Origin of the sequence: Sphingobium sp. B2D3C (genome assembly GCF_025961835.1) — a bacterium.
Classification (GTDB): Bacteria; Pseudomonadota; Alphaproteobacteria; order Sphingomonadales; family Sphingomonadaceae; genus Sphingobium.
The window spans coordinates 2,054,523-2,074,031 of record NZ_JAOQOK010000001.1 but is presented as its reverse complement, the minus strand read 5'-3'; the positions used below and the strand labels follow the sequence as shown (position 1 = coordinate 2,074,031).

14 protein-coding genes are annotated in these 19,509 nt (G+C 64.2%); 10 read left to right on the top strand and 4 right to left on the bottom strand.

All coding sequences use genetic code 11. The features are described from left to right. Nucleotides 1–27: 27 nt before the first annotated feature. Entirely contained in the window at nucleotides 28–1,521 is a 1,494-nt protein-coding gene (locus tag M2339_RS09655) for an FAD-dependent oxidoreductase (protein WP_264606312.1), read from the bottom strand. Nucleotides 1,522–1,625: 104 nt separating this feature from the next. Between M2339_RS09655 and M2339_RS09650 the strand changes: the two genes are divergently transcribed. From M2339_RS09650 to M2339_RS09640, 3 genes are all read left to right on the top strand, one after another. Continuing rightward, nucleotides 1,626–3,017, top strand: a complete 1,392-nt coding sequence (locus tag M2339_RS09650) for an FAD-dependent oxidoreductase (protein ID WP_264586778.1) — start codon at nucleotides 1,626–1,628, stop codon at nucleotides 3,015–3,017. Between the two features lie 4 nt (nucleotides 3,018–3,021). Further along, complete coding sequence (locus M2339_RS09645) at nucleotides 3,022–4,173, top strand: FAD-dependent oxidoreductase (protein ID WP_264606311.1); 1,152 nt, start codon at nucleotides 3,022–3,024, stop codon at nucleotides 4,171–4,173. Nucleotides 4,174–4,268: 95 nt separating this feature from the next. After that, nucleotides 4,269–5,051: an IclR family transcriptional regulator gene (locus tag M2339_RS09640; protein WP_264586780.1), complete on the top strand. Its 783-nt coding sequence runs from the start codon at nucleotides 4,269–4,271 to the stop codon at nucleotides 5,049–5,051. Nucleotides 5,052–5,099: 48 nt separating this feature from the next. Here M2339_RS09640 and M2339_RS09635 read toward each other — a convergent pair whose 3' ends face one another. Then, nucleotides 5,100–6,212 carry an amidohydrolase family protein gene (locus M2339_RS09635; protein WP_264586781.1) on the bottom strand — a complete coding sequence of 371 codons (1,113 nt, stop codon included), beginning with the start codon at nucleotides 6,210–6,212 and terminating at the stop codon, nucleotides 5,100–5,102. 187 nt (nucleotides 6,213–6,399) lie between these two features. On the opposite strand from M2339_RS09635, the gene M2339_RS09630 reads away from it, so the two are divergent. The 7 genes from M2339_RS09630 to M2339_RS09600 all read left to right on the top strand — a co-directional run bounded on the left by M2339_RS09630 (nucleotide 6,400) and on the right by M2339_RS09600 (nucleotide 17,038). Then, a complete protein-coding gene (locus M2339_RS09630; RefSeq protein WP_264606310.1) occupies nucleotides 6,400–8,799 on the top strand; it encodes a TonB-dependent receptor in 2,400 nt (799 codons plus the stop codon). A gap of 54 nt (nucleotides 8,800–8,853) precedes the next feature. Then, nucleotides 8,854–9,813, top strand: coding sequence for a TauD/TfdA dioxygenase family protein (locus M2339_RS09625; RefSeq protein ID WP_264586783.1), 960 nt, complete (start codon nucleotides 8,854–8,856; stop codon nucleotides 9,811–9,813). A 9-nt stretch (nucleotides 9,814–9,822) separates the two neighbouring features. Then, nucleotides 9,823–11,451, top strand: a complete 1,629-nt coding sequence (locus tag M2339_RS09620; RefSeq protein ID WP_264586784.1) for a thiamine pyrophosphate-requiring protein — start codon at nucleotides 9,823–9,825, stop codon at nucleotides 11,449–11,451. 45 nt (nucleotides 11,452–11,496) lie between these two features. Then, a complete protein-coding gene (locus tag M2339_RS09615) occupies nucleotides 11,497–12,816 on the top strand; it encodes a spinster family MFS transporter (RefSeq protein ID WP_264586786.1) in 1,320 nt (439 codons plus the stop codon). A gap of 328 nt (nucleotides 12,817–13,144) precedes the next feature. Then, on the top strand, nucleotides 13,145–15,520 hold the full coding sequence (locus M2339_RS09610) for a TonB-dependent receptor (RefSeq protein ID WP_264586787.1): 2,376 nt from the start codon (nucleotides 13,145–13,147) through the stop codon (nucleotides 15,518–15,520). A 100-nt stretch (nucleotides 15,521–15,620) separates the two neighbouring features. Further along, nucleotides 15,621–16,346 carry an energy transducer TonB gene (locus M2339_RS09605; RefSeq protein WP_264586788.1) on the top strand — a complete coding sequence of 242 codons (726 nt, stop codon included), beginning with the start codon at nucleotides 15,621–15,623 and terminating at the stop codon, nucleotides 16,344–16,346. Nucleotides 16,347–16,354: 8 nt separating this feature from the next. Next, nucleotides 16,355–17,038 (top strand): Fe2+-dependent dioxygenase, encoded by a 684-nt coding sequence (locus M2339_RS09600; RefSeq protein ID WP_264586789.1) that lies wholly within the window; start codon nucleotides 16,355–16,357, stop codon nucleotides 17,036–17,038. Between the two features lie 24 nt (nucleotides 17,039–17,062). Here M2339_RS09600 and M2339_RS09595 read toward each other — a convergent pair whose 3' ends face one another. Continuing rightward, a complete protein-coding gene (locus M2339_RS09595; RefSeq protein WP_264586790.1) occupies nucleotides 17,063–18,223 on the bottom strand; it encodes a PQQ-dependent sugar dehydrogenase in 1,161 nt (386 codons plus the stop codon). A gap of 116 nt (nucleotides 18,224–18,339) precedes the next feature. Next, entirely contained in the window at nucleotides 18,340–19,467 is a 1,128-nt protein-coding gene (locus M2339_RS09590) for a PQQ-dependent sugar dehydrogenase (protein WP_264586791.1), read from the bottom strand. Nucleotides 19,468–19,509 lie beyond the last annotated feature (42 nt).

The window sequence follows — 19,509 nt, the reverse complement described above, 5'->3', positions numbered from 1 at the left end:
GCAAGGGGCGCGGGGAGGGCGCCGGTCTCAATCCATCAGGACATTCAAGCCCCGGCTAGCGAGGGTTTCCCGCACTTGCTGCACCCGGACCTTGCTCCGGTCCAGATTCATGCCGCCTTCGCTCAGCAGGGCGCGCACCGCATCCGTATCGACCTGGCGGGGCGGAACGCCGTCGCGCACTGCCACGGCGGCGGCGACGCCAGCAGCCTCGCCCATGGCGATGCATTCGGGCATCAACCGCACGCGCTGATGGGCCTCATTGTCGAATGAAACGGTCTTGCCCGCCACCAGCAGATTCTCGATGCCCTGCGGGAGCAGGCAGCGATAAGGCAGGCCCAGCACGACCACCGAGATCGGCATTTCGGTGAGGTCATGGCCCTTGCCGCCCTCGCTGCCATCGGGCTTGTGGCGGACCCAGCCTTTCACATTCGGGCCGCGATAGACTTTGAGGGCGATCTCATCGGCAAAGGTGGCGCCATCGAAAATGTCATCGCGGGTGAGTGTGTAATCGCCGATGATCCGGCGGCTGTCCCGCACACCGATTTGCGGCGCCATATCGATCAGGAAGGCGTCCTCCATGCCGGGAATGCGCTTGGCGAACGGCAGGAAATCGCGCGCCCGGCGGCGACCTTCGACCTCCGCACCAGTAAGATCGGCGGCATCGGTGGGATCCCGATTGAGCACCTGCACGGCATAGAGATAGCCGATGCCATGGCGCAGATTGGCCGGTGTAGCACCAAAGATCGAGATATGATGGCCGAATGTGCCAGGCAGGGCGCCTTCTTCCTTGCCCTGGGCCACCAGCGACTTCCAGCCGGTCAGGTGGACATATTGGGCACCATCGAGTGGATTGGCGGGCGTACCCCACAGCTTGGAGAAATCGTCCGGGTTCGCGCGGGCGTGAGCCTGCATCCGCTCCCAGTCGACGCCGCCCATTCGGCACAACATCATCATGGGTTGTGGGTCCTCGCGCGGATGCATGGCGACGCCGGCACGCGCGGCGACATCGGCATCGCCGCTGGCATCGATGATGACGTCAGCGAAAATGGCCTGCCGGCCGGATTTGTTCTCGATGATGACGCCCTTGAGCGCATCCCCCTCACGGATCACGTCGACGACATTGGTGTTGAGCAGGAGATCGACGCCGGCTTCCACCAACATGTCGAGCACCACTAGTTTGAGCATCTCTGGGTCGTAGGCGAGGTTGAAATATTCCGGCAGGAAGGTCTCTGCCGCAGCATCATGCGCGGCGAGGCGCTGCTGCATCTCGCGCAAAATGCCGCTGATATTCTCGCAACTGAGGAATTCAGTGACGAACGACATGGGTCCGGTGCCGCCGACAACGGCGTTGCGCTCGATCAGCAGCACTTCGGCCCCATTGCGTGCGGCGCGGATCGCCGCTGGGTATCCCCCTGCGCCGGCACCGACGACCAGAACCTGCGTGCGCCGTGCCACCGGGATCTCCCGTGCGGCCTCGGTGATGGTTTCCCGTGCGGTGGGAGCCCCGAATCTCTTCTCCATGCAAAAAATAATATAGTCATATGGTTTGAGCCGCAAGCCGCGATGCTGCTTGCAAAGAATATTATAGTTAGATAGTTCCGTTCGGCGACAGCAAGGGGTGACGCATGATAGCCGTGGACGAGCAGGAGTGGATGGAGGAGCAGACGCAAGCGGTGCCGGTGGTTGATCGGGCCGCGGTGCTCGTGTGCGGAGGAGGCGCTGGCGGCGTCGCTGCGGCTGTCGCCGCCGCGCGCAACGGCGCGGACGTGCTGATGATTGAGCGGGATACAACCTTGGGCGGCACCGGGCCGCGCTCGTTCGTCACGGAATATCATCAAGCCTTCTTCACCGGCGGGATCATGAAAGAGGTGATCGAGCGGCTACGCGCCAATGGCGGCGCCGATCCGGACCTGGAGGACGGGCATTTCGCCGTGCCGTTCGACCCCGAAATCCTCAAATTTGTCCTCGCCGAACTGGTGGAGGAAGCCGGCGTGCGTGTGCTGCCGCAGACCTGGGTCACCGATGCGATTGTCGAGGATGGCGCTGTGGGCGGCGTGGTCATCGAGAACAAGGCCGGGCGGCAGGCGGTGCTGGCCGACGTCGTGATCGATGCGACCGGCGATGCCGACGTTGCGGCGCGCGCCGGGGCGCCGATGCAGGACTATAATCACCCGCAGCCGATGGTCATGCTCTTCCAGATCGGCGGGGTGGATTATCGCCACAGTCAGGATCGCAAGGGTCGCACCGAGATGGTGAAGGCCGCCAAGGCCGCGGGCGTGCTGCTGGATGACGTCTATCTCGACAACTTCTCCAATTTCGGCATCGCGCCTTCCACCCGGGCTGGGCAGATGGGTTACATCTACGGCGTCCGTGTGCTGCACCGCGACCCTTATGATGCCGACGAGCTGACGGATGCCGAGGTCCGTGCCCGGCAGGGCGTGCGCGCCTTCATGCCGTTCCTGCGCACTGTGCCGGGGTTTGAGGAGGCCTATCTCATCAAGGCAGCGCCGATGATCGGGGTGCGCGATTCCCGGCGGATATTAGGCGACTACACACTCACGCGCGACGACATCCTCGAAGGTCTCTTCCACGCGGACGACATCTTCAAGCGCTATCACCGTCTGCCCGACACGCTCGGCTTCGTGCGTCACCCCTCGGATGGCAGCGAAACGACGGCGGTCTTTCGCGAGCGGCTGGCTAACGCCAAGATGGTCACGTCCGTGTTCGGCGTGCCCTTCGGCTGCCTGATGCCGCAGGGCATCGAGAATCTTCTGGTTGCCGGCAAGACCGTGTCGATGAGCTATGAGGCCCACTCGCGCTGCCGGCAGATCCCCGACTGCATGGCCTTCGGTCAGGCGGCGGGCACGGCGGCGGCGCTGGCTTGCCGGGACAGGGTGACGCTGCGCGAGGTCGCCATCGATGAATTGCAAGCGCTGCTGATCGCGCAGGGTCAGAACCTGGCCGATGGCGCGATCGACATCAGCAAGGCCAAGATCCACAATATGGTGCGGGATTAAGCGGATGAGCACGACGATCATGGAACGCACAGCTGGTGCGACGCGCGGCGAGATCATGCTGCCGGGCCGTCGAACCCCGGTCTATCGGGCGGTCGACGTGCTTGTGTGCGGCGGCGGATTGTCCGGCGTGGCGGCGGCTATGGCGGCGGCGAGGGGCGGAGCGCGCACGCTCCTCGTGGAGCGCAACGTCGTACTGGGCGGCAATGGCCCCTTGTCCTTCGATATCGCCCTTACGCCCGCAGAACAGGGCATCGCGGCCGAGTTGGTCAGTCGGCTGGAGCGAAACGGCGAGGCCGGGCCGGACCTGTTGGGCGATGGTCTGGTTCATGATGCCGAGGCGCTCAAATATGCGCTGCTCGATCTCGCGCAGGAGGCGGGGGTGCAACTGCTGCTCTCCAGCTGGGCGGCCGACCCAATCGTGGAGAACGGCGTCGTGCGTGGCGCGATGGTCGAGAACAAGTCCGGCCGCTTTGCCGTGCCGGCCGCCATGGTCATCGACGCCACCGGCGATGGCGAACTGGCGATGCGGGCGGGCACCGCCATGCGCGGGCTGGACGAGCCCGCCAGTATCGCCATGAATTACCGGATTGGCGGCGTCGCGTTCGATGCGGTGCTGGCCGGCCAAGCGACATGGCCTGCCCGCCTCGCCGACGCGAAGGCCTCTGGCGTGCTATCGCCCGATCAGCCGGATCGACTGGTGCTCTATGGGGTGACGCCAGCGGGGCGGGATAGGGGCGTCGCCTATGTGCGCGGGCCTTCCATGCGGGTCGATGGGGCGACCAGCGTCGCGCAATTGGGCGCGCAGGAGGCGCGAGCGCGGACGTTGATCCGTGAGATTCTGCCCTTCCTGCGGACCCTGCCTGGACTGGAAGCGAGCTTCCTGATCGACGTTGCAGGCGCCATGCAGTCCGCGCGCCTTCGCCATGTCGTGGGCGCGCATGTGCTGGGCGCTGAGGATGCGCCACTGAAGAGCGATAGTGCGCTCATCGACGCGGCACTGCGCCCCCGCGAGTTGAGCGGGCTGTTCGTCACCGGGCGGGCTGTCTCTGCCGATCCGCGCGCCTGGGCCGCGCTGGGCACGGGCGGATCGTTACAGCTCGGCGAGCGAGCAGGCGCGCTTGCGCTTGCGCATCTGGCAGCGCGGTCCGTTGCCTGATCGCCGCAGAACTCGGCAATGGCGTCAGCGCTGAAGATTTCGTAGAAGACGCTCCCCCGGCAGCGCGGGGCTTGGGGCGGAGCGTCTTCTTTTTCATGGATCCATCGACCAACACCGATCGCGGCTCTGGCGCGCGCATGATTGCCCTGCTCAAACTGATCGGCGAAAGCGACGGCGATTGTGCGCTCAAGGATCTTGCCGCGGGCACGGGGATGCCGGCGAGCAGCGTGCATCGGCTGTTGCAGATGCTAATTCGTGGCGGGTTGGTGGAGCGGGGTGACGGCACATCCTATCGGGCCGGGCGTGAACTGTTCAGGCTGTCCGCCAATATCCTGAGCCGCAGCCATTATGTCGCGGCGGTGCGCCCTTTCCTCCGCACCTTGTGGGCGGGTTGGCAGGAGACGGCGGTGTTCTGCACCTATGACGCCCCCCATCACCGCGCCATCGTCTCCGAGCGAATCCTCACGCCACACACGCTGCGGCATGTGCTGGAGCCCTATACCGATCTGTCGCTGACCTGGGGTTCGCTAGGCCGCGCCATTCTCGCCCATCTGGAGGCGGAGGATCTGGCGGCGGCGCTCGCGCAGAGCCCGGTGGGGCCGTTGACCGGCGCCCCAACGCCGCCGCCCGAGGTGCTGGTGGAGGAACTGGCCGCTATTCGTGAGCGGGGGTGCGCAATCTTCTACAGCCAGGAAGCCGATGTAGCGGGCATCGCGGCGGCGGTCTTCCGCAGTGGCAATGCGGTGATCGGATCGATCGGCCTCACGATGCCGGCCAAGCGCTTCGGCACGATGGACCGCGAGCGCATGGCGAGCGACGTCATGGCGGCGGCGCGCACGCTCAGCGCCACTTTCGGCCACGCATCCGCCGAGGCCTGACGTCCGCTCTGCCGGGGCCAGGGCGGATCGTCAGGATGTTAAGGCGGATCAGGCTGGCGGGAGGTGGAAGACCTGCGCGGCATTGCGATGGCAGACCGCCTCGCGTTCTTCTCCGTCCAGCGGCGCGTGGTTGATGAAGGTGACGGAGGGCTCCATCTCCTCATAGGGATAGTCGATCGCCCAAAGCACGCGGTCTGCGCCCAGTACGTCGATCGCGTAGCGCAAGGCCGGGCCATGCTCCACGCCGCTGGTGGTGATGTACACGTTGCGCTTCATGACTTCGGAGGGCTTGAGCTTGCTGCCGTAGGCATCGCGCCGGCGCTCGAACCAATGGTCTGTGCGCCACAGGTGGAACGGGATGTTTTCACCCATATGGCCGATCACGATCTTGAGGTTGGGCAGCTTGTCAAACACACCGCTGAGGATCAGCCGCATGGCATGGGTGCCCGTTTCGGCAGCATAGCCCCAGATCGCCGATTGCAAGCGATGATCGCGGAACGGCTCAGCCATGCCGTCTGACGGGCAGCGGGGATGGATGTAGATTGGCCGGTCGAGCGCGGCGGCGGCCTCCAGGATCGGCATGAACTTGGGATCGTCCAGATACTCGTTATTGGTGTGCGAGTTCACGATGAAGCCGCTGAAACCGAGCTTATTGACGGCGCGCTCCATTTCCTTGGCAGCCCGGCCCGGGTCTTGCGGCGCGAAGGACGCAAGGCCGGCGAAGCGCTTCGGGTGGGCGCGGACCACTTCGGCTAGGCGATCATTTGCAAGCTCGGCCATGGCGACGGCCTGATCGGCGCGGAACATCTGCACGCCCGGCGAGGTGAGCGAAAGGATCTGCATGTCGACACCGAGGCGGTCCATTTCCGCGAGCCGCTCCGTCACGTCGCGCAGGCGGCGGGTGAGGCGGTCCGGTCCGCGAGAACCAAGTGGGTTAATCAGCTGCGCGTCCAGATTGGGCCATGTTCCGGTGGCGAGGGCGGCCAGCGCGTCCTGATGCTCGGCAATCGTCCAGGCTTCCTCGACGGCGATCCGTCGCGCGGGTGCGGCGGCTGGGGGCGGCCGCATCGTGCGCGCCGCTGCGGTGCCGGTCATCGCGCTCATGGCGCCGCCAGCGGCAAGTCCGCCCGCCAGAAGCTGCCGTCGATCGAACTCTGCCATTCATCCCTCCTCGTTTTTCTGGGGCGGAAGCTACGGCGGTGCGGCAACAAGTCAAGCTGTCAATTCCAATATACGGAACAAGACTTCTGCAATATGGAATAAATTTGACATGCGCGCCGAGCGTCGCCATGGTCCCGCCCGATAACAGCCCGAGGCACGGGCGTTCTGACATTGGAGGAGAGCGATGATGAAGAAGGCAGATCTTTTGTTGCAGGCCGCGAGCGCCTTGACGCTGGGCGCCGCAACCCTGGCGACACCCGCCATGGCGCAGGATGCCCCCGCTCCCCAACAAAGCGCTGCACAGCAGGCCGATGCGGATGACATCGTGGTGACCGCACAGTTCCGTTCGCAGCGTCTGCAGGATGCGCCGCTCGCCATCACTGCCGTCTCCGGCGACATGCTGGAAGCGCGCAGCCAAACGAGCATCGCTCAGGTTGCCGCACAGGCACCCAACGTCAATCTCGCCGAAGCGCCAGCCACCTACGGCCCATCGATCCAGGCTTTCATTCGTGGCGTCGGGCAGTCGGATTCGACCTTCGCGCTGGAGCCGGGCGTCGGCCTTTATGTCGATGACGTGTATTATTCGACGCTGCAGGGCTCGATGCTCGATCTGCTGGACCTCGACCGGGTGGAAATTCTTCGCGGGCCGCAGGGTACGCTTGCGGGGCAGAACTCGATCGGCGGCGCGATCAAGCTCTATTCCAAGAAGCCGGACGGCTCGGGCGGCGGCTATGTCCAGGCAACCTACGGTAGCTTCAACCGCACCGAGGTGCGCGGCGGCCTGAACCTGACGGTCGTGCCCGATCAGCTTTTCCTGCGCGTCTCCGGCGCTGGCGTGAAGAAGGACGGCTACGTCACGCGCTACGATTACCGCTGCACTCACCCGGCCTCGCCGGTGCGGACCTTTGCGATTTCCGACAATTGCAAGCTCGGTACGGAGGGCGGCAAGTCCTATGTCGCCGGCCGCGGCACGTTGCGCTGGACGCCTAATGACGCGGTCGACATTTCGATCATCGGCGACATCACCCGTGATGACAGCGAGTCCGCGCCCTCCACACTGCTCTATGTCGGCACGCTGACGGGGCCGGGGTCGAGCGCGACCGCCCCTTATGTGATCGACGGCGTCCGCTATGGTACGGCCACCGGCTCGCCCTTCATCAGCTATTCCCCTTACGGCAATTTCGCGCAGGATACGTTCACGACCAGCCCGTTCGTGAGCTATGAGAATTACCTCAACTACGCTCCGCGTGATGGCACGGCGCCTTATGCGGCGCCAGCGCGTAACTCGCTCGATACCTGGGGCCTCTCAGGCAACATCACCATCGATGTCGGCGATCTGAGCATCACCTCGATCACGGCTTATCGTAGCTATAATTCGGTGTTCACATCGGCCGAGTCCTCGCCGATCAACATCGCGCTGACGGCCAATGACGTGAACCACAATCAGTTCAGCCAGGAACTGCGCGCCAGCGGTGCGATCGGTACGCTGCTGAACTATACGGTGGGCGGCTATTATTTCGAGGGCACCAGCGACGGCGGCTCGCGTGTCCAGCTTCCCACGCTGGAATTTCGCCAGAACGATCATGTCGAATCCCAGACCATCGCTGCCTTCGCCAATGCCGAACTGCATCTGACGGAGAAGCTGACGCTGATCGGCGGCCTGCGCTACACGGACATTACCAAGAGCTTCCAATATGCGCGCAAGGGCAATCCGGGGAACATCTACGGCGGTAATGCGCCGCCGTCGCTCGCCCCGCTCGATGGGCTGGTGCGGACGTTCAAGGGCGATCGTCTCGATTATCGCGGTGTCATCCAGTATCGCTGGACGCCCGACTTCATGACCTATGCGCAGATCGCGACGGGCTTCAAGAGTGGCGGCGCCAACCCGCGGCCGTTCTTCCCGGCGCAGGCGCTGACGCATGATCCCGAGACGCTGACCGCCTATGAAGTCGGTTTCAAGAGCGACCTGTTCGACCGGCTGCTGCGCCTGAACGTCTCCGGCTTCCTCAACAAGTATAACGACATTCTGGTCAGCGTCTCGACCTGTCCGACGGTGCCGGCCGCGCCCTGCGCATTGCCGCTCAACGCCGGCAAGGCGGATGTGAAGGGCTTCGAGGTCGAGGCGACGCTGCGCCCGGTTCGCGGCCTGCTGATCGATGCCTCGCTCGGCTATCTGGACTTCGACTACAAGTCGATTTCCGCCATCGGCCAGAGCGCTGGCATCACCCTCGATATGGACGCGCCCTTCGTGCAGGAATGGCGCTGGAGCGTCGGCGGGCAGTACAAGATCGAACTGGGTGATGCCGGCTCGCTGACCCCGCGCATCGACGTCAATTCGCAGAGCCCCTATTTCTCGACGGCGATCAACCGCGCGCCGTTCAACCAGGTGGAAGGGCGCACGATCGTGAATGCGCGCCTCACGTATCGCGATGTGGCCGAGGATTGGCAGCTCTCGCTTGAGGTCACCAACCTCACCGACCGGCTCTATTATGACGGCCTGTTCGACAATCGCGGATCGACCCAGTCCATCCAAGGGCGCCCGGCGCGTCCGCGGGAATGGGCTGTCACCATCAAGCGCAATTTCTGATAGATGATGACCCCGGCCGGTCTTGCGCCGGGGTCTTGGAAGAGGAGCTTCGAGATGAACATCCAAGTGTCTCACAAAGGGCAGGCCGCCGATCAGGCGGCCGGCACGATCGTGGCGGGTTTGCCCATGCCCGAGTTCAAGCGGATCACTGTCGAGCCGATCTCCGGCGCGTGCGGCTGCGAGATCAGCGGTGTGGACCTGCGGGAGCCACTGGATGACGAGACGCTCGCAGAAGTCATGAAGGCGTTCGAGCATTTTCTGGTCATTGTGTTCCGCGACCAGGATCTGACGCCGGAGCAGCACAAGGCGTTCACGCGCTACTTCGGCCCGATCACCGAGCTGCCGCAGGCGCCGACCTACGGCGAGCATCAGGATATGCAGGAAGTGCGCCGCGAAGCGCATGAGCCGGAGAACGTCGTTCCCTCTTTCGAGCACTTCCACACGGACAGCCCGTTCCTGCTGCAGCCGCCGCTCTGCGTGGTGATGCGCGCGCTGGAAGTGCCCAAATTCGGTGGCGATACCGCTTTCTCGAACGGCTACCTCGTCTATGAGCATCTTTCCGATGCCATGAAGGAACTGCTCGACGGGCTCGAGGTCGTTTACTCAGGCAAGGAAATCTGGGCGCGCAACGAGAAGCTGCCGCCCGAGAAGCGGCTGCGCCTGCGTGAATCGCACGGGTTCAGCGAAGATGAGCTGGAGAATATCCACCCGGCGGTGCGTGTTCACCCGGTCACCGGTCGCAAGGCCCTGTTCGCGACCACGGCCTATTTCAAGCGCTTCGTTGGCTGGACGGAGGCGGAGAGTCAGGCGCTGCTCGGCTATCTCCAGAGCCTTGCCCAGCACCTGCATTATCATTGCCGCGTGAAATGGAAGAAGGACACATTGATTGTCTGGGACAATCGTTTCTTGCTTCATCGTGGCGTCCATGATTTCAAGTACGAACGTCGGCATCTCATCCGCACGACGGTCATGGGCGAGAGGCCGATCGGCCCGAAAGGCCCCAGGAAGGATTGAAATTACCCCATGAAAGTCAGTGCTGCCATCGCCAACATCCTCAAGCGTGAGGGTGTAGACGTCATTTTCGGTTATCCGCGCAACGCCGTGCTGGAGGATGCCGCCGCAATCGGCATCCGCCCGGTCATCGTCCGCCAGGAGCGGACGGGCGTTCACATGGCCGATGCGCTGTCCCGCCTGACGCGGGGCAAGCGCATGGGGGTGTTCGCCATGCAACATGGACCGGGGACGGAAAATGCCTATGGCGGGGTGGCACAGGCTTACTCCGAATCCGTGCCCGTGTTGGTGCTGCCGCAGGGCTATGCCCGCCGCATCGCCTTCGTGCCGGACAATTTCAATGCCAGCGTCTCGATGCGGGATGTGACCAAGCATGCCGAGCCGATCACGGTTGCGGCAGAAACGCAGAACATCATGCGCCGCGCCTTCACGCAGCTGCGCAATGGCCGTCTGCGCCCTGTGCTGGTCGAGATGCCCTGGGACGTGCTGGGCGAAGAAATCGACGCGCCCGAGAGCTATCAGCCGGTTGTCACCACCCGCTATGCGCCCGAGCCAGACGCGGTGAAGCGAGCAGCCGAGGCGCTGGTCGCCGCCAAGCGCCCGGTGATCTACGCCGGGCAGGGCGTGCACTGGGCCGAGGCCTATGAGGAACTGAAGGCGCTGGCCGAGTTGTTGGCCATCCCGGTTTCCACAAGCCTTGAGGGCAAGAGCGCGTTCGACGAGATGCACCCGCTGGCGCTCGGTTCGGGCGGCGCGGCTATTTCGGGCCAATTGCGGCATTTCCTCGATGAGGCGGACCTCATCTTCGGCATCGGCTGCAGCTTCAGCGAGACGGCGTTCGGCGTGAAGATGCCGCAGGGCAAGCGGGTCATCCATTCGACGCTCGATCCGGCTGACTTCAACAAGAATGTGCCCTGCGAGATGGCGCTGGCCGGTGATGCCAAGCTGACGCTCGGGATGCTGCTGGAAGCCTGTCGCGCGCTGGTGTCAGCGCCGCGCGATGCCGGGCCGGTGGCTGCGGAGATCGCCAAGGTCGAGAAGGAGTGGCTGGCGAACTGGCTGCCGCTGCTGGAGAGCGACGATGCGCCGATCAGCCCCTATCGCGTGCTCTGGGATCTCCAGAAGACCGTGGACGTTGCCAACACCATCATCACCCATGATGCCGGCAGCCCGCGCGATCAGCTCACGCCTTACTGGAAGTCGATCACGCCACTCAGCTATATCGGCTGGGGCAAGTCCACGCAGCTTGGCTATGGCCTTGGCCTCGCCATGGGCGCCAAGCTTGCCTGCCCGGACAAGCTGTGCATCAACGTGTGGGGTGACGCTGCCATCGGCTTTACCGGAATGGACTTCGAGACGGCGGTGCGCGAGCGCCTGCCGATCCTGTCGATCCTGCTCAACAATGAGGCGATGGCCATCGAACTGCCGGTCATGCCGGTCGCGACCGAGCGCTTCCGGGCGACGGACATTTCCGGCCATTATGCCGATTTCGCCAAGGCGCTTGGCGGCCATGGCGAGCGCGTCACGCGTCCGGAAGAGATCGTCCCCGCCATTCACCGCGCGCTGGCCGCGATCGAGGCGGGGCAACCGGCGCTGATCGAATTCATAACCGCGAAGGAAACGCGCGCTTCGCGACTATAAAAGCGGGCGACCATAACCGGGTGACTATAAACTGGGAGAGATGCGATGGCCGAAACAACGGCGCCCCCGACCGGCTCTGGCCCTGAGGGGGGCGTGAAGGATTGGAACTTCAGCGCCGTTTACGGCCTCGGGTTCCTCACACTGGTTTCGGCCTTCAATTATCTCGATCGCTCCCTGCTGGGGCTGGCGTTGCCCTCCATCAAGTCGGAGATGCACGTCTCGGACACCGCCCTCGGGCTGGTGTCCGGGCTGGCCTTCCTCCTGTTCTATTCCATCCTCGGCGTACCCATCGCCTGGGCGGCGGATCGCTATAACCGGCGCAACATCATTGCCGTCGGCTTCGCCTTCTGGAGCCTGATGACGATGGTGACCGGCTGGGTGGCCAACATCTGGCAGCTCGCCATCGCGCGCTTCCTCATGGGGGCGGGCGAGGCGTGCGGCATTGCGCCGTCCAATTCGATCATATCCGACCTGTTCCGCGCGGAGCGCCGCCCGCTGGCCTTCTCGATCTTCGGCACGGCCGTCTCGATCTCATCGATCCTCTTCTTCCCTATCGTCGGCTGGGTGGGCCATGAACATGGCTGGCGCGCGATGTTCGTCGTGGCGGGCATGCCGGGCGTATTCCTGGCGTTGCTGTTCTTCCTCACTGTCAAGGAGCCCGAGCGGGGGGCGTCCGAAGCCAAGCGCATCGAGCGTGCGGCGCGGGAAAGCTTCAAGGCGAGCATGGCCTTTCTCGCTAAGCAGCGTGCCTATGTCTTTCTGGTCATCGGCGCCACGCTGATGGGGCTGAATGTCTTTGCCGCAAGCGTGTGGACGCCGACATTCCTGACGCGCGTCCATGGCCTGACATTGGTGGAAGTGGCCGCCACCATCGGCCCGATCCGGGGTGTGTTCGGCGTGGCCGGCGTGGTGCTGGGCGGTCTGCTGATCGACCGGTTGAGCCGCAAGGCCAGCCACTGGCGCATGACCTTGCCGGCGATCACCTGTCTGCTTGCTGCGCCTGCTGAGCTGATCTTCCTGCTCGCCGAGGATACGGCGGTTTGGCTCGCGGCTTATGCGGCCTCGGCTTTCCTCCTGCTGATCCATCAGGGCCCGGTGTTCGCGGCGGTCATGAGCGTGGCGAAGCTGAGGATGCGCGCTGTCGCAACCTCCATCCTGCTGTTCAGCGCGGCACTGATTGGGCAGGCGCTCGGCCCGCTGGTCGTGGGCTATCTGAATGACGTGCTGCACCCAACGCTGGGTGATGTGGCCGTGCGCTATTCGATGCTGGTCATCGTCGTGACGGCGCTGTTGGCGGGGGTGATGTTCCTGCTCGCTGGGCGGTCGCTGGAGGCAGACGCGAAGCGGGCCTTGGCGGACGCCTAAGAGGCGAGAAGGGCAGGCGCTCGCTCCTCGCTAGATTAGACTGCAGATCACAGACGGAGTTGGTGGCCGGGTCAGACCCAAGGCTGCCAACTCCGGCGTCGTTTCTGATCACAGACCAGTCGCCGCTCGGCCCAACTGCGGCACCAAGCGCGCGTAAGGACTGCCGATTCAGCACACGCAAGGGAAGTCGCGGTCATCCACGTTGCAGAACCCAAAAGTTGTAAATCGCAACGCTGACCGCAATCATGTGTTGCAAATCACTCGCAATATCCTAATTGGTGCGACCGACTCGCAATAGCGATCGATGACACCAACTGGGGAACGCCGCATGAGTAAATCCGCCAATCTCACTTCCTTTCTCGCGCTTGGCTGCGTCAGCGCCGTCGCGTTTGCAGCGCCGGCTGTCGCGCAGGATGGCGAGCAGGGGCGCCGTCTGGGCGGGATGACCGTGACCGACACGGCCATCGATGCGTCCGAGATCAAGGTCGAGCGGGCAGAGTCGCCCAAATATACGCGCCCGCTGCTGGATACGCCGCAGACGGTGACGGTGATCGGCGCCAAGACGCTGCAGCAGCAGAACCTGCTTACGCTGCGCGAGGTGCTGAGCACCGTGCCCGGCATCACCTTTGGCGCCGGCGAGGGCGGCTTCGGCTATGGCGACCGCATCAACCTGCGCGGCTATTCTGCCAACAACGACATCTCGGTCGATGGCGTACGCAGCGGCGCGATCATGAACCGCAACGAGACCTATAATATCGAGCAGGTCGAGGTCGCCAACGGCGCCAACTCGGTGTTCAGCGGCGCGGGCTCGGTTGGCGGGTCGATCAATCTGGTGACCAAGAAGCCGCTGGCGGACGATAAGATGTCGGTTCAGGCCGGCGTCGGCACGGACAATTATTATCGCGGCACCGTCGATCTCAACAAGCGCGTGAGCGACATGATCGCGGTGCGGCTGAACGCGGTCTACCATAAGAACGACGTGCCTGGTCGGGACGTGGAGTTCTACGAGCGCTGGGGCGTGGCGCCGGCTGTCACCATCGGTATCGATGGTCCGACCAGCCTGACGCTGCAATATGAGCATCTCGACGACAAGGGCATGCCGCAATACGGTCTGCGCTATTATGCGGCGCAGGGCGGCTATCTGCCCGACTTCAACCAAAGCGCTTATTACGGCTTTGCCAATGTCGACACGCAGCAGTCAGTCACGGATTCGGTACAGGCGATTTTCTCGCACGAACTGAGCGACACGGTGAAGGTGCGCAATCTCACCCGCTATGAGAATGTCAGCCAGTACACCGTTACCAGCCAGCCCACGGGCACCTTCTGCCTGGCGAACGGTCTGCAGCCGGATGGCAGCGCCTGCACCGTCGCGATCGGCAGCAGTACGCTGGTCGTCCCGGCAGGCTATTATCTGCCGACTGGGGGCCGCGGCACGGCGCGCCACATCCGCAACGAAACCGCCTATAACCAGCTCGACCTGAGCGCTGAGTTCGCGACGGGCGGCATCGAGCACACGCTCGTTCTCGGCGGGTCGCTGCTGTGGGAGCGTTATACGCTGAACAACGGCAGCATCCTGCGCGCTGCCGACGGCAGCAATCCCTATGCCGCGCCGAATTATTATCCGCTCACCAACATCGCCAACCCCGGCGCCGTTATCACGGGACCGGCCGCCCCGGCAGGAACGCTGGCGCGCGTCTATGGCAGCAACATCTATACCGGTCCCCAAAACTACATTCAGACCGGCTACAATGTCGGCGAGCAGACCAGCTATGCGGCCTATCTGTTTGACACCATGAAGCTTTCGGACATGTTCGAGATCAACGGCGGCGTGCGCTATGAGCGCTTCGAGGGTTCGACCCAGACGCGCAACGTGACCACCGGCGTGGTGACCGGCCCGTTCGAGGCGAAGGACAATCTCTTCTCCTGGCGTGTCGGCGCGGTGTTCAAGCCGATGCCAAACGTCAGCGCCTATGTGGCGGTCGGTAATTCGCGCACACCGTCCAAGGGTTCGGTTGATGGCAGCTGCGCTGTCAACACCTGCAACGTCGAACCGGAATCGGCGAAGAATTACGAAATTGGCGTGAAGGCCGATCTGTTCGACGCCAAGCTGCAACTCGCAGCGGCGGTGTTCCGCAATGAGCGCGACAAGTATCGCGTGGCCTCGGGCGATCCCACGATCCCCGATCAGGTGCTCGATGGCCGCTCGCGGGTGAACGGCGTGTCGCTGAGCGCCACGGGCAACATTACCGAAGCTTGGTCGATCTTCGCCAACTACATGTATCTGGATAGCAAGCTGATCCAGGGCGTGTCCGACTTCTGTCTGGCCAATCCGGTAAGCTGCGGCAACACGGTGGCCAATCCCGATCCGACGGCCGGCACGGCGCTCTCGGCAACGCCTAAGCATTCGGGCAGCCTGTTCACCACCTACAAGTTCCCGTTCGGTCTCGAAGTGGGCTATGGCCTGACCTATCAGGGTCGCCACTCGATGAACCCGACCGCGACGCCGGTCTATTATGTACCGGCCTACACGCTGCATCGGATCATGCTGGCCTATCCGGTGACCGAGCGCCTGCTGGCGCAGGTGAACGTGCAGAACGTGACGGATGAGGACTATGTCACCACCGTGCGGACCAATGTGAACAACAGCTGGGCGCAGCCCGGGGTGGGGCGGTCCGCCGTGTTCAGCCTGACCTACAGCTACTGAGTGTGGGGGGCAGGGGCGAACCGACCCTAAGCGGTTCGCCCCTGATCCACATCAATGATCCGGCGCACGTCTGGTAATATTGATTCGCATTATTGACGGAATGGGCCTGTTCGTCGATAGCGGCAGGCGAAAAGGGGTGTCCGCGGTGATCATTTCACACTCGGCAAGTCAGGGGCGCTATGGGCAGGGCAAGCGGTTCAATCCGCTGGTCGTGCTGCTCGTCATCCTGATCCATGCCGGGTTGTTCGCGCTTGTCACCCGCCTCGGGCCCAGTTTCAAGGTGGGTGAGGCGCCCAAGGTCTTCACGGTCAACCTAATCTCTTCGCCGCCGCCTCCGCCGCCCGTCGACGCGCCGCCACCGCCGCCCCGCGCGCCCGAGGTGGTTGTGCCGCGGCCACAGATCGACATTCCCCGGATTGATCCGCCGATGGTGGCCGCAAGGCCGGATATTCCGGTCGTCCCAGTCATGGCACCGGGGCCGCCGGCGCCGCCCCGTCCGGCCGCCGCGCCGATCTCAGTGCCCTCGATCACCGATGGCGGCGACCTGGGCACGCAAATGGTGGCCGGTAAGGCGCCGCGTTACCCCATTGAGAGCCGCCGCAAGCGGGAGCAGGGCGTGGTCCTGCTGGCCTTGACCGTGGGCCTCGATGGCTGCGTGGAAGATATCAGCATCGCCCGCAGCAGCGGTTTCACTCGGCTCGACAAGGCCGCGCTCGATGCCGTCAAGCGCTGGCGCTGGCGGCCCACCTTGCGTGATGGCCAGCCGGTTTTCGTGAAAGGCGTGGTGGAAATCCCGTTCGTCATTCAATCCCAAGACAACGCATAAGGCGCTTCATGCTGATCCCCATTCCAGAGGTGCTCGACGGGCCGACGCTCGCCAAGGTGCGTGATCTCATCGATTCCGCCGCGTGGGTGGATGGCAACGTCACCTCCGGCCATCAGTCGGCGCTGGCCAAGAACAACCTTCAGTTGCCAGAGGAGGCGCCGCAGGCCCAACAGGCCGGCGAGATCATCCGCGACGCGCTGGGCCGCAATCCTTTGTTCATTGCCGCAGCGCTGCCGCTCAAGATCTTTCCGCCCCTGTTCAACAGCTATGCGGGTGGGCAGTCCTTTGGCGTGCATGTCGATAATGCCGTGCGGATCCAGGCCGGCACCGGCTTTCGCGTCCGCTCGGACCTGTCCATGACCATCTTCCTCGAGCGGCCCGAGGCTTATGATGGCGGTGAGCTGACAGTCGAGACGCAATTCGGCGTGCAGCAGGTCAAGCTGCCGGCCGGCCATGCCGTGCTTTACCCCTCATCCTCCCTGCATCGGGTGGAGCCGGTGACGCGCGGTCGCCGGGTGGCGAGCTTCTTCTGGCTGCAATCGATGATCCGCGACGACGGTGAGCGGCAGATCCTGTTCGATCTCGACAGCAGCATCCAGCAACTGGCCGCCACGCTGGGGCAGGGTCATGCCGAAGTGATCCGCATGACCGGGGTCTATCATAATCTGCTGCGCCGCTGGGCGGACGCTTAGGCCAGCGACCGCCCTCAGACTCGCTCAGCCTTTCGGCGTCAGCTTGAGCATCCGGCCCTTGGGGCTGTCTTCGAGCAGCCAGAGCGCGCCATCCGGCCCGACCCGCACGTTGCGCAACCGCATGCCCATGCGCCAATGGTCGGCCTTGGTCGCCGTTTCGCCGTCAAGTGAGATGCGAACAAGCGCCTGACCGGACAGGCCCGTGATGAACAGCGAGTTCTTCCAGCCCGCGAACAGGTCGGCATTGTAATAGGCCAGCGATGACGGCGCGAGCGATGGGTTCCAGTAGAGCTTGGGCTTCTCGAACCCGTCATCGGCGCTGTGGTCCGGGATGGGGCGCTTGTCATAATGGTCGCCATAGGAGCGGATCGGCCAGCCATAATTGGCGCCGGCCTTGACGAGGTTCAGCTCGTCGCCGCCCAGCGGGCCCATTTCCACCTGCCACAAACGATCATTCGCATCGAAGGCGAGGCCGGTTAGATTGCGCTGGCCATAGGTCCAGATAGCGGGATGGAAGCCCTTGGCCGCCAGCGGATTGCCGGCGGCGGGTGTCCCGTCGAGATTGAGATGCAGCACCTTGCCGAGCGTCGACTTGGGGTCCTGCGCCGGATCGAACTTGGCGCGCTCGCCATTGGTGAAGAACAGGCTGCGCTTGTCCGGCGCGATGGCGATGCGGCCGGAATAATGGGCGCCGCTCACCATATTGGGCGTGGCGCGGAAGATGATCTTGACGTCCTTGAGGGCGCCGCCGGCTTCATCGAGCGTGGCGATGGCCAGCGCAGTGCCGGTTTCCTTGCCTTCGCCGGGTTCGGAAAAGCTGAAATAGATCTGGCGACTGGTGGCGAAGTCCGGCGCGAGCACCACGTCCATCAACGCGGCCTGGCCCTCACTGACGACAGTCGGCGTGCCCAGCAGTACCGTCTTGTCGCCCGTGCGCGGATCGAAAAGGACCATCGCCCCGCGCTTCTGGGTCACCAGCTGTTTGCCGTCCGGCAGGAAGGCCATCGACCAGGGATAATCGAAGGTTGCGACCTCGGTGATCGTGAAGGGCAATTGGGAGAGGTCGACCTTGGCCGGGGTGGGGGCCGCAGGCGGTATCGCAGGGGTGGTCTGGGCGAGCGTGGGCGATGCGACGCCCAGGGCCAAAGCCGCTCCCAGGGCGATGCGGTGCGGACGGAATGACATAGGCGCTCTTCTCCAGTCGGTCTTTTGTTCCGCCGGCCCATAAGCGGTGGGCCGGCCGGGAGCAATGACCGAGGCCGCGCGCGCCTTGACCGAGCGCGAAGCGGCGCGCGGCTGGATCAGGCTGCGGGCGTCAGCTTGAGGAGGCGGCCATTTTCTCCGTCCTCCAGCAGCCAAATCGCGCCGTCCGGTCCGGCGCGTACCGCGCGGATGCGCGCCCCCATGTCCCAGTGATCGACCTTGGTCGCGGTGTCGCCATCAAGCGCGATGCGGTCGAGCGACTTGCCGGAGAGGCCGGTGATGAACAGTGAGTTCTTCCACTGCGCGAAGAGGTCGGCATTGTAATAGTCCAACCCGCCGGGCGAGATCGCCGGAACCCAAAAGACCTTCGGCGCTTCATAGCCGTCGCCGGGCTGATGGTCCGGGATGGCCTTGCCGTCATAATGATTGCCCATGGAGGCGTTGGGCCAGCCATAATTGAGGCCGGCTTTGATCAGGTTGATCTCATCGCCGTGGCGCGGCCCCATTTCCATTTCCCACAGGCGCCCATCGGCATCGAAGGCGATGCCGAGCAGATTGCGGTGGCCGTAGGACCAAACAGCCGGGTGGAAGCCCTTGGCGGCGAGCGGATTGCCGGCTGCCGGGCTGCCATCGAGGTTGAGGCGCAGGACCTTGCCGAGCGTCGTGCCCGGCTCCTGCGCTGGGGTCATCAACTGGCGGTCGCCAGCAGTGAAGAAGAGATGGGTCTTGTCCGGCGAGAAGGCGATCCGCCCGGAATAATGGCCGCCCTTCTCCGAGCGATCATCACCCCGGAAGATCACCCGCACATCGCTCAGCGCAGCCGCTGTCGGGTCCAGCTTCGCAGTCGCCAGCGCAACGCGGCTTTTCTTACCCTCAGCGGCTTCCGAGAAGCTGAAATAGATCGTCTTGCTGGTCGCATAATCCGGCGCGAGCCGCACATCCATGAGCGCCCCCTGATCGTCGCTCTTCACGCTGGGCGTGCCGCTCACCGTCTGCTTGCGGCCGCTTTGCGGATCGAGCAGGATCAGCGCGCCTTCCTTCTGCGTGACCAGCATGTGCCCGTCCGGCAGGAATTCCATGGCCCATGGGGAAGCGAACTGCGCGACTTCCGTGGTCTGGAACGGTGCGCCGCTTGCCGCCTTGACCGCATCGGGCGCGGACGCGCTGCCGCAGGCGACAATGGCGAGGCTAACGGCACAGGTCAGGCCGAGCTTACGGACATTCATGGGGCGGATCTCCGGCGAAGGGTGGGATATCCGACCATAGCG

Coding starts and splice junctions, on each gene's coding strand:
- M2339_RS09655 (WP_264606312.1), bottom strand. CDS start 1,521: ATGGAGAAGAGATTCGGGGCTCCCACCGCACGGGAAACCATCACCGAG.
- M2339_RS09650 (WP_264586778.1), top strand. CDS start 1,626: ATGATAGCCGTGGACGAGCAGGAGTGGATGGAGGAGCAGACGCAAGCG.
- M2339_RS09645 (WP_264606311.1), top strand. CDS start 3,022: ATGAGCACGACGATCATGGAACGCACAGCTGGTGCGACGCGCGGCGAG.
- M2339_RS09640 (WP_264586780.1), top strand. CDS start 4,269: ATGGATCCATCGACCAACACCGATCGCGGCTCTGGCGCGCGCATGATT.
- M2339_RS09635 (WP_264586781.1), bottom strand. CDS start 6,212: ATGGCAGAGTTCGATCGACGGCAGCTTCTGGCGGGCGGACTTGCCGCT.
- M2339_RS09630 (WP_264606310.1), top strand. CDS start 6,400: ATGAAGAAGGCAGATCTTTTGTTGCAGGCCGCGAGCGCCTTGACGCTG.
- M2339_RS09625 (WP_264586783.1), top strand. CDS start 8,854: ATGAACATCCAAGTGTCTCACAAAGGGCAGGCCGCCGATCAGGCGGCC.
- M2339_RS09620 (WP_264586784.1), top strand. CDS start 9,823: ATGAAAGTCAGTGCTGCCATCGCCAACATCCTCAAGCGTGAGGGTGTA.
- M2339_RS09615 (WP_264586786.1), top strand. CDS start 11,497: ATGGCCGAAACAACGGCGCCCCCGACCGGCTCTGGCCCTGAGGGGGGC.
- M2339_RS09610 (WP_264586787.1), top strand. CDS start 13,145: ATGAGTAAATCCGCCAATCTCACTTCCTTTCTCGCGCTTGGCTGCGTC.
- M2339_RS09605 (WP_264586788.1), top strand. CDS start 15,621: ATGGGCCTGTTCGTCGATAGCGGCAGGCGAAAAGGGGTGTCCGCGGTG.
- M2339_RS09600 (WP_264586789.1), top strand. CDS start 16,355: ATGCTGATCCCCATTCCAGAGGTGCTCGACGGGCCGACGCTCGCCAAG.
- M2339_RS09595 (WP_264586790.1), bottom strand. CDS start 18,223: ATGTCATTCCGTCCGCACCGCATCGCCCTGGGAGCGGCTTTGGCCCTG.
- M2339_RS09590 (WP_264586791.1), bottom strand. CDS start 19,467: ATGAATGTCCGTAAGCTCGGCCTGACCTGTGCCGTTAGCCTCGCCATT.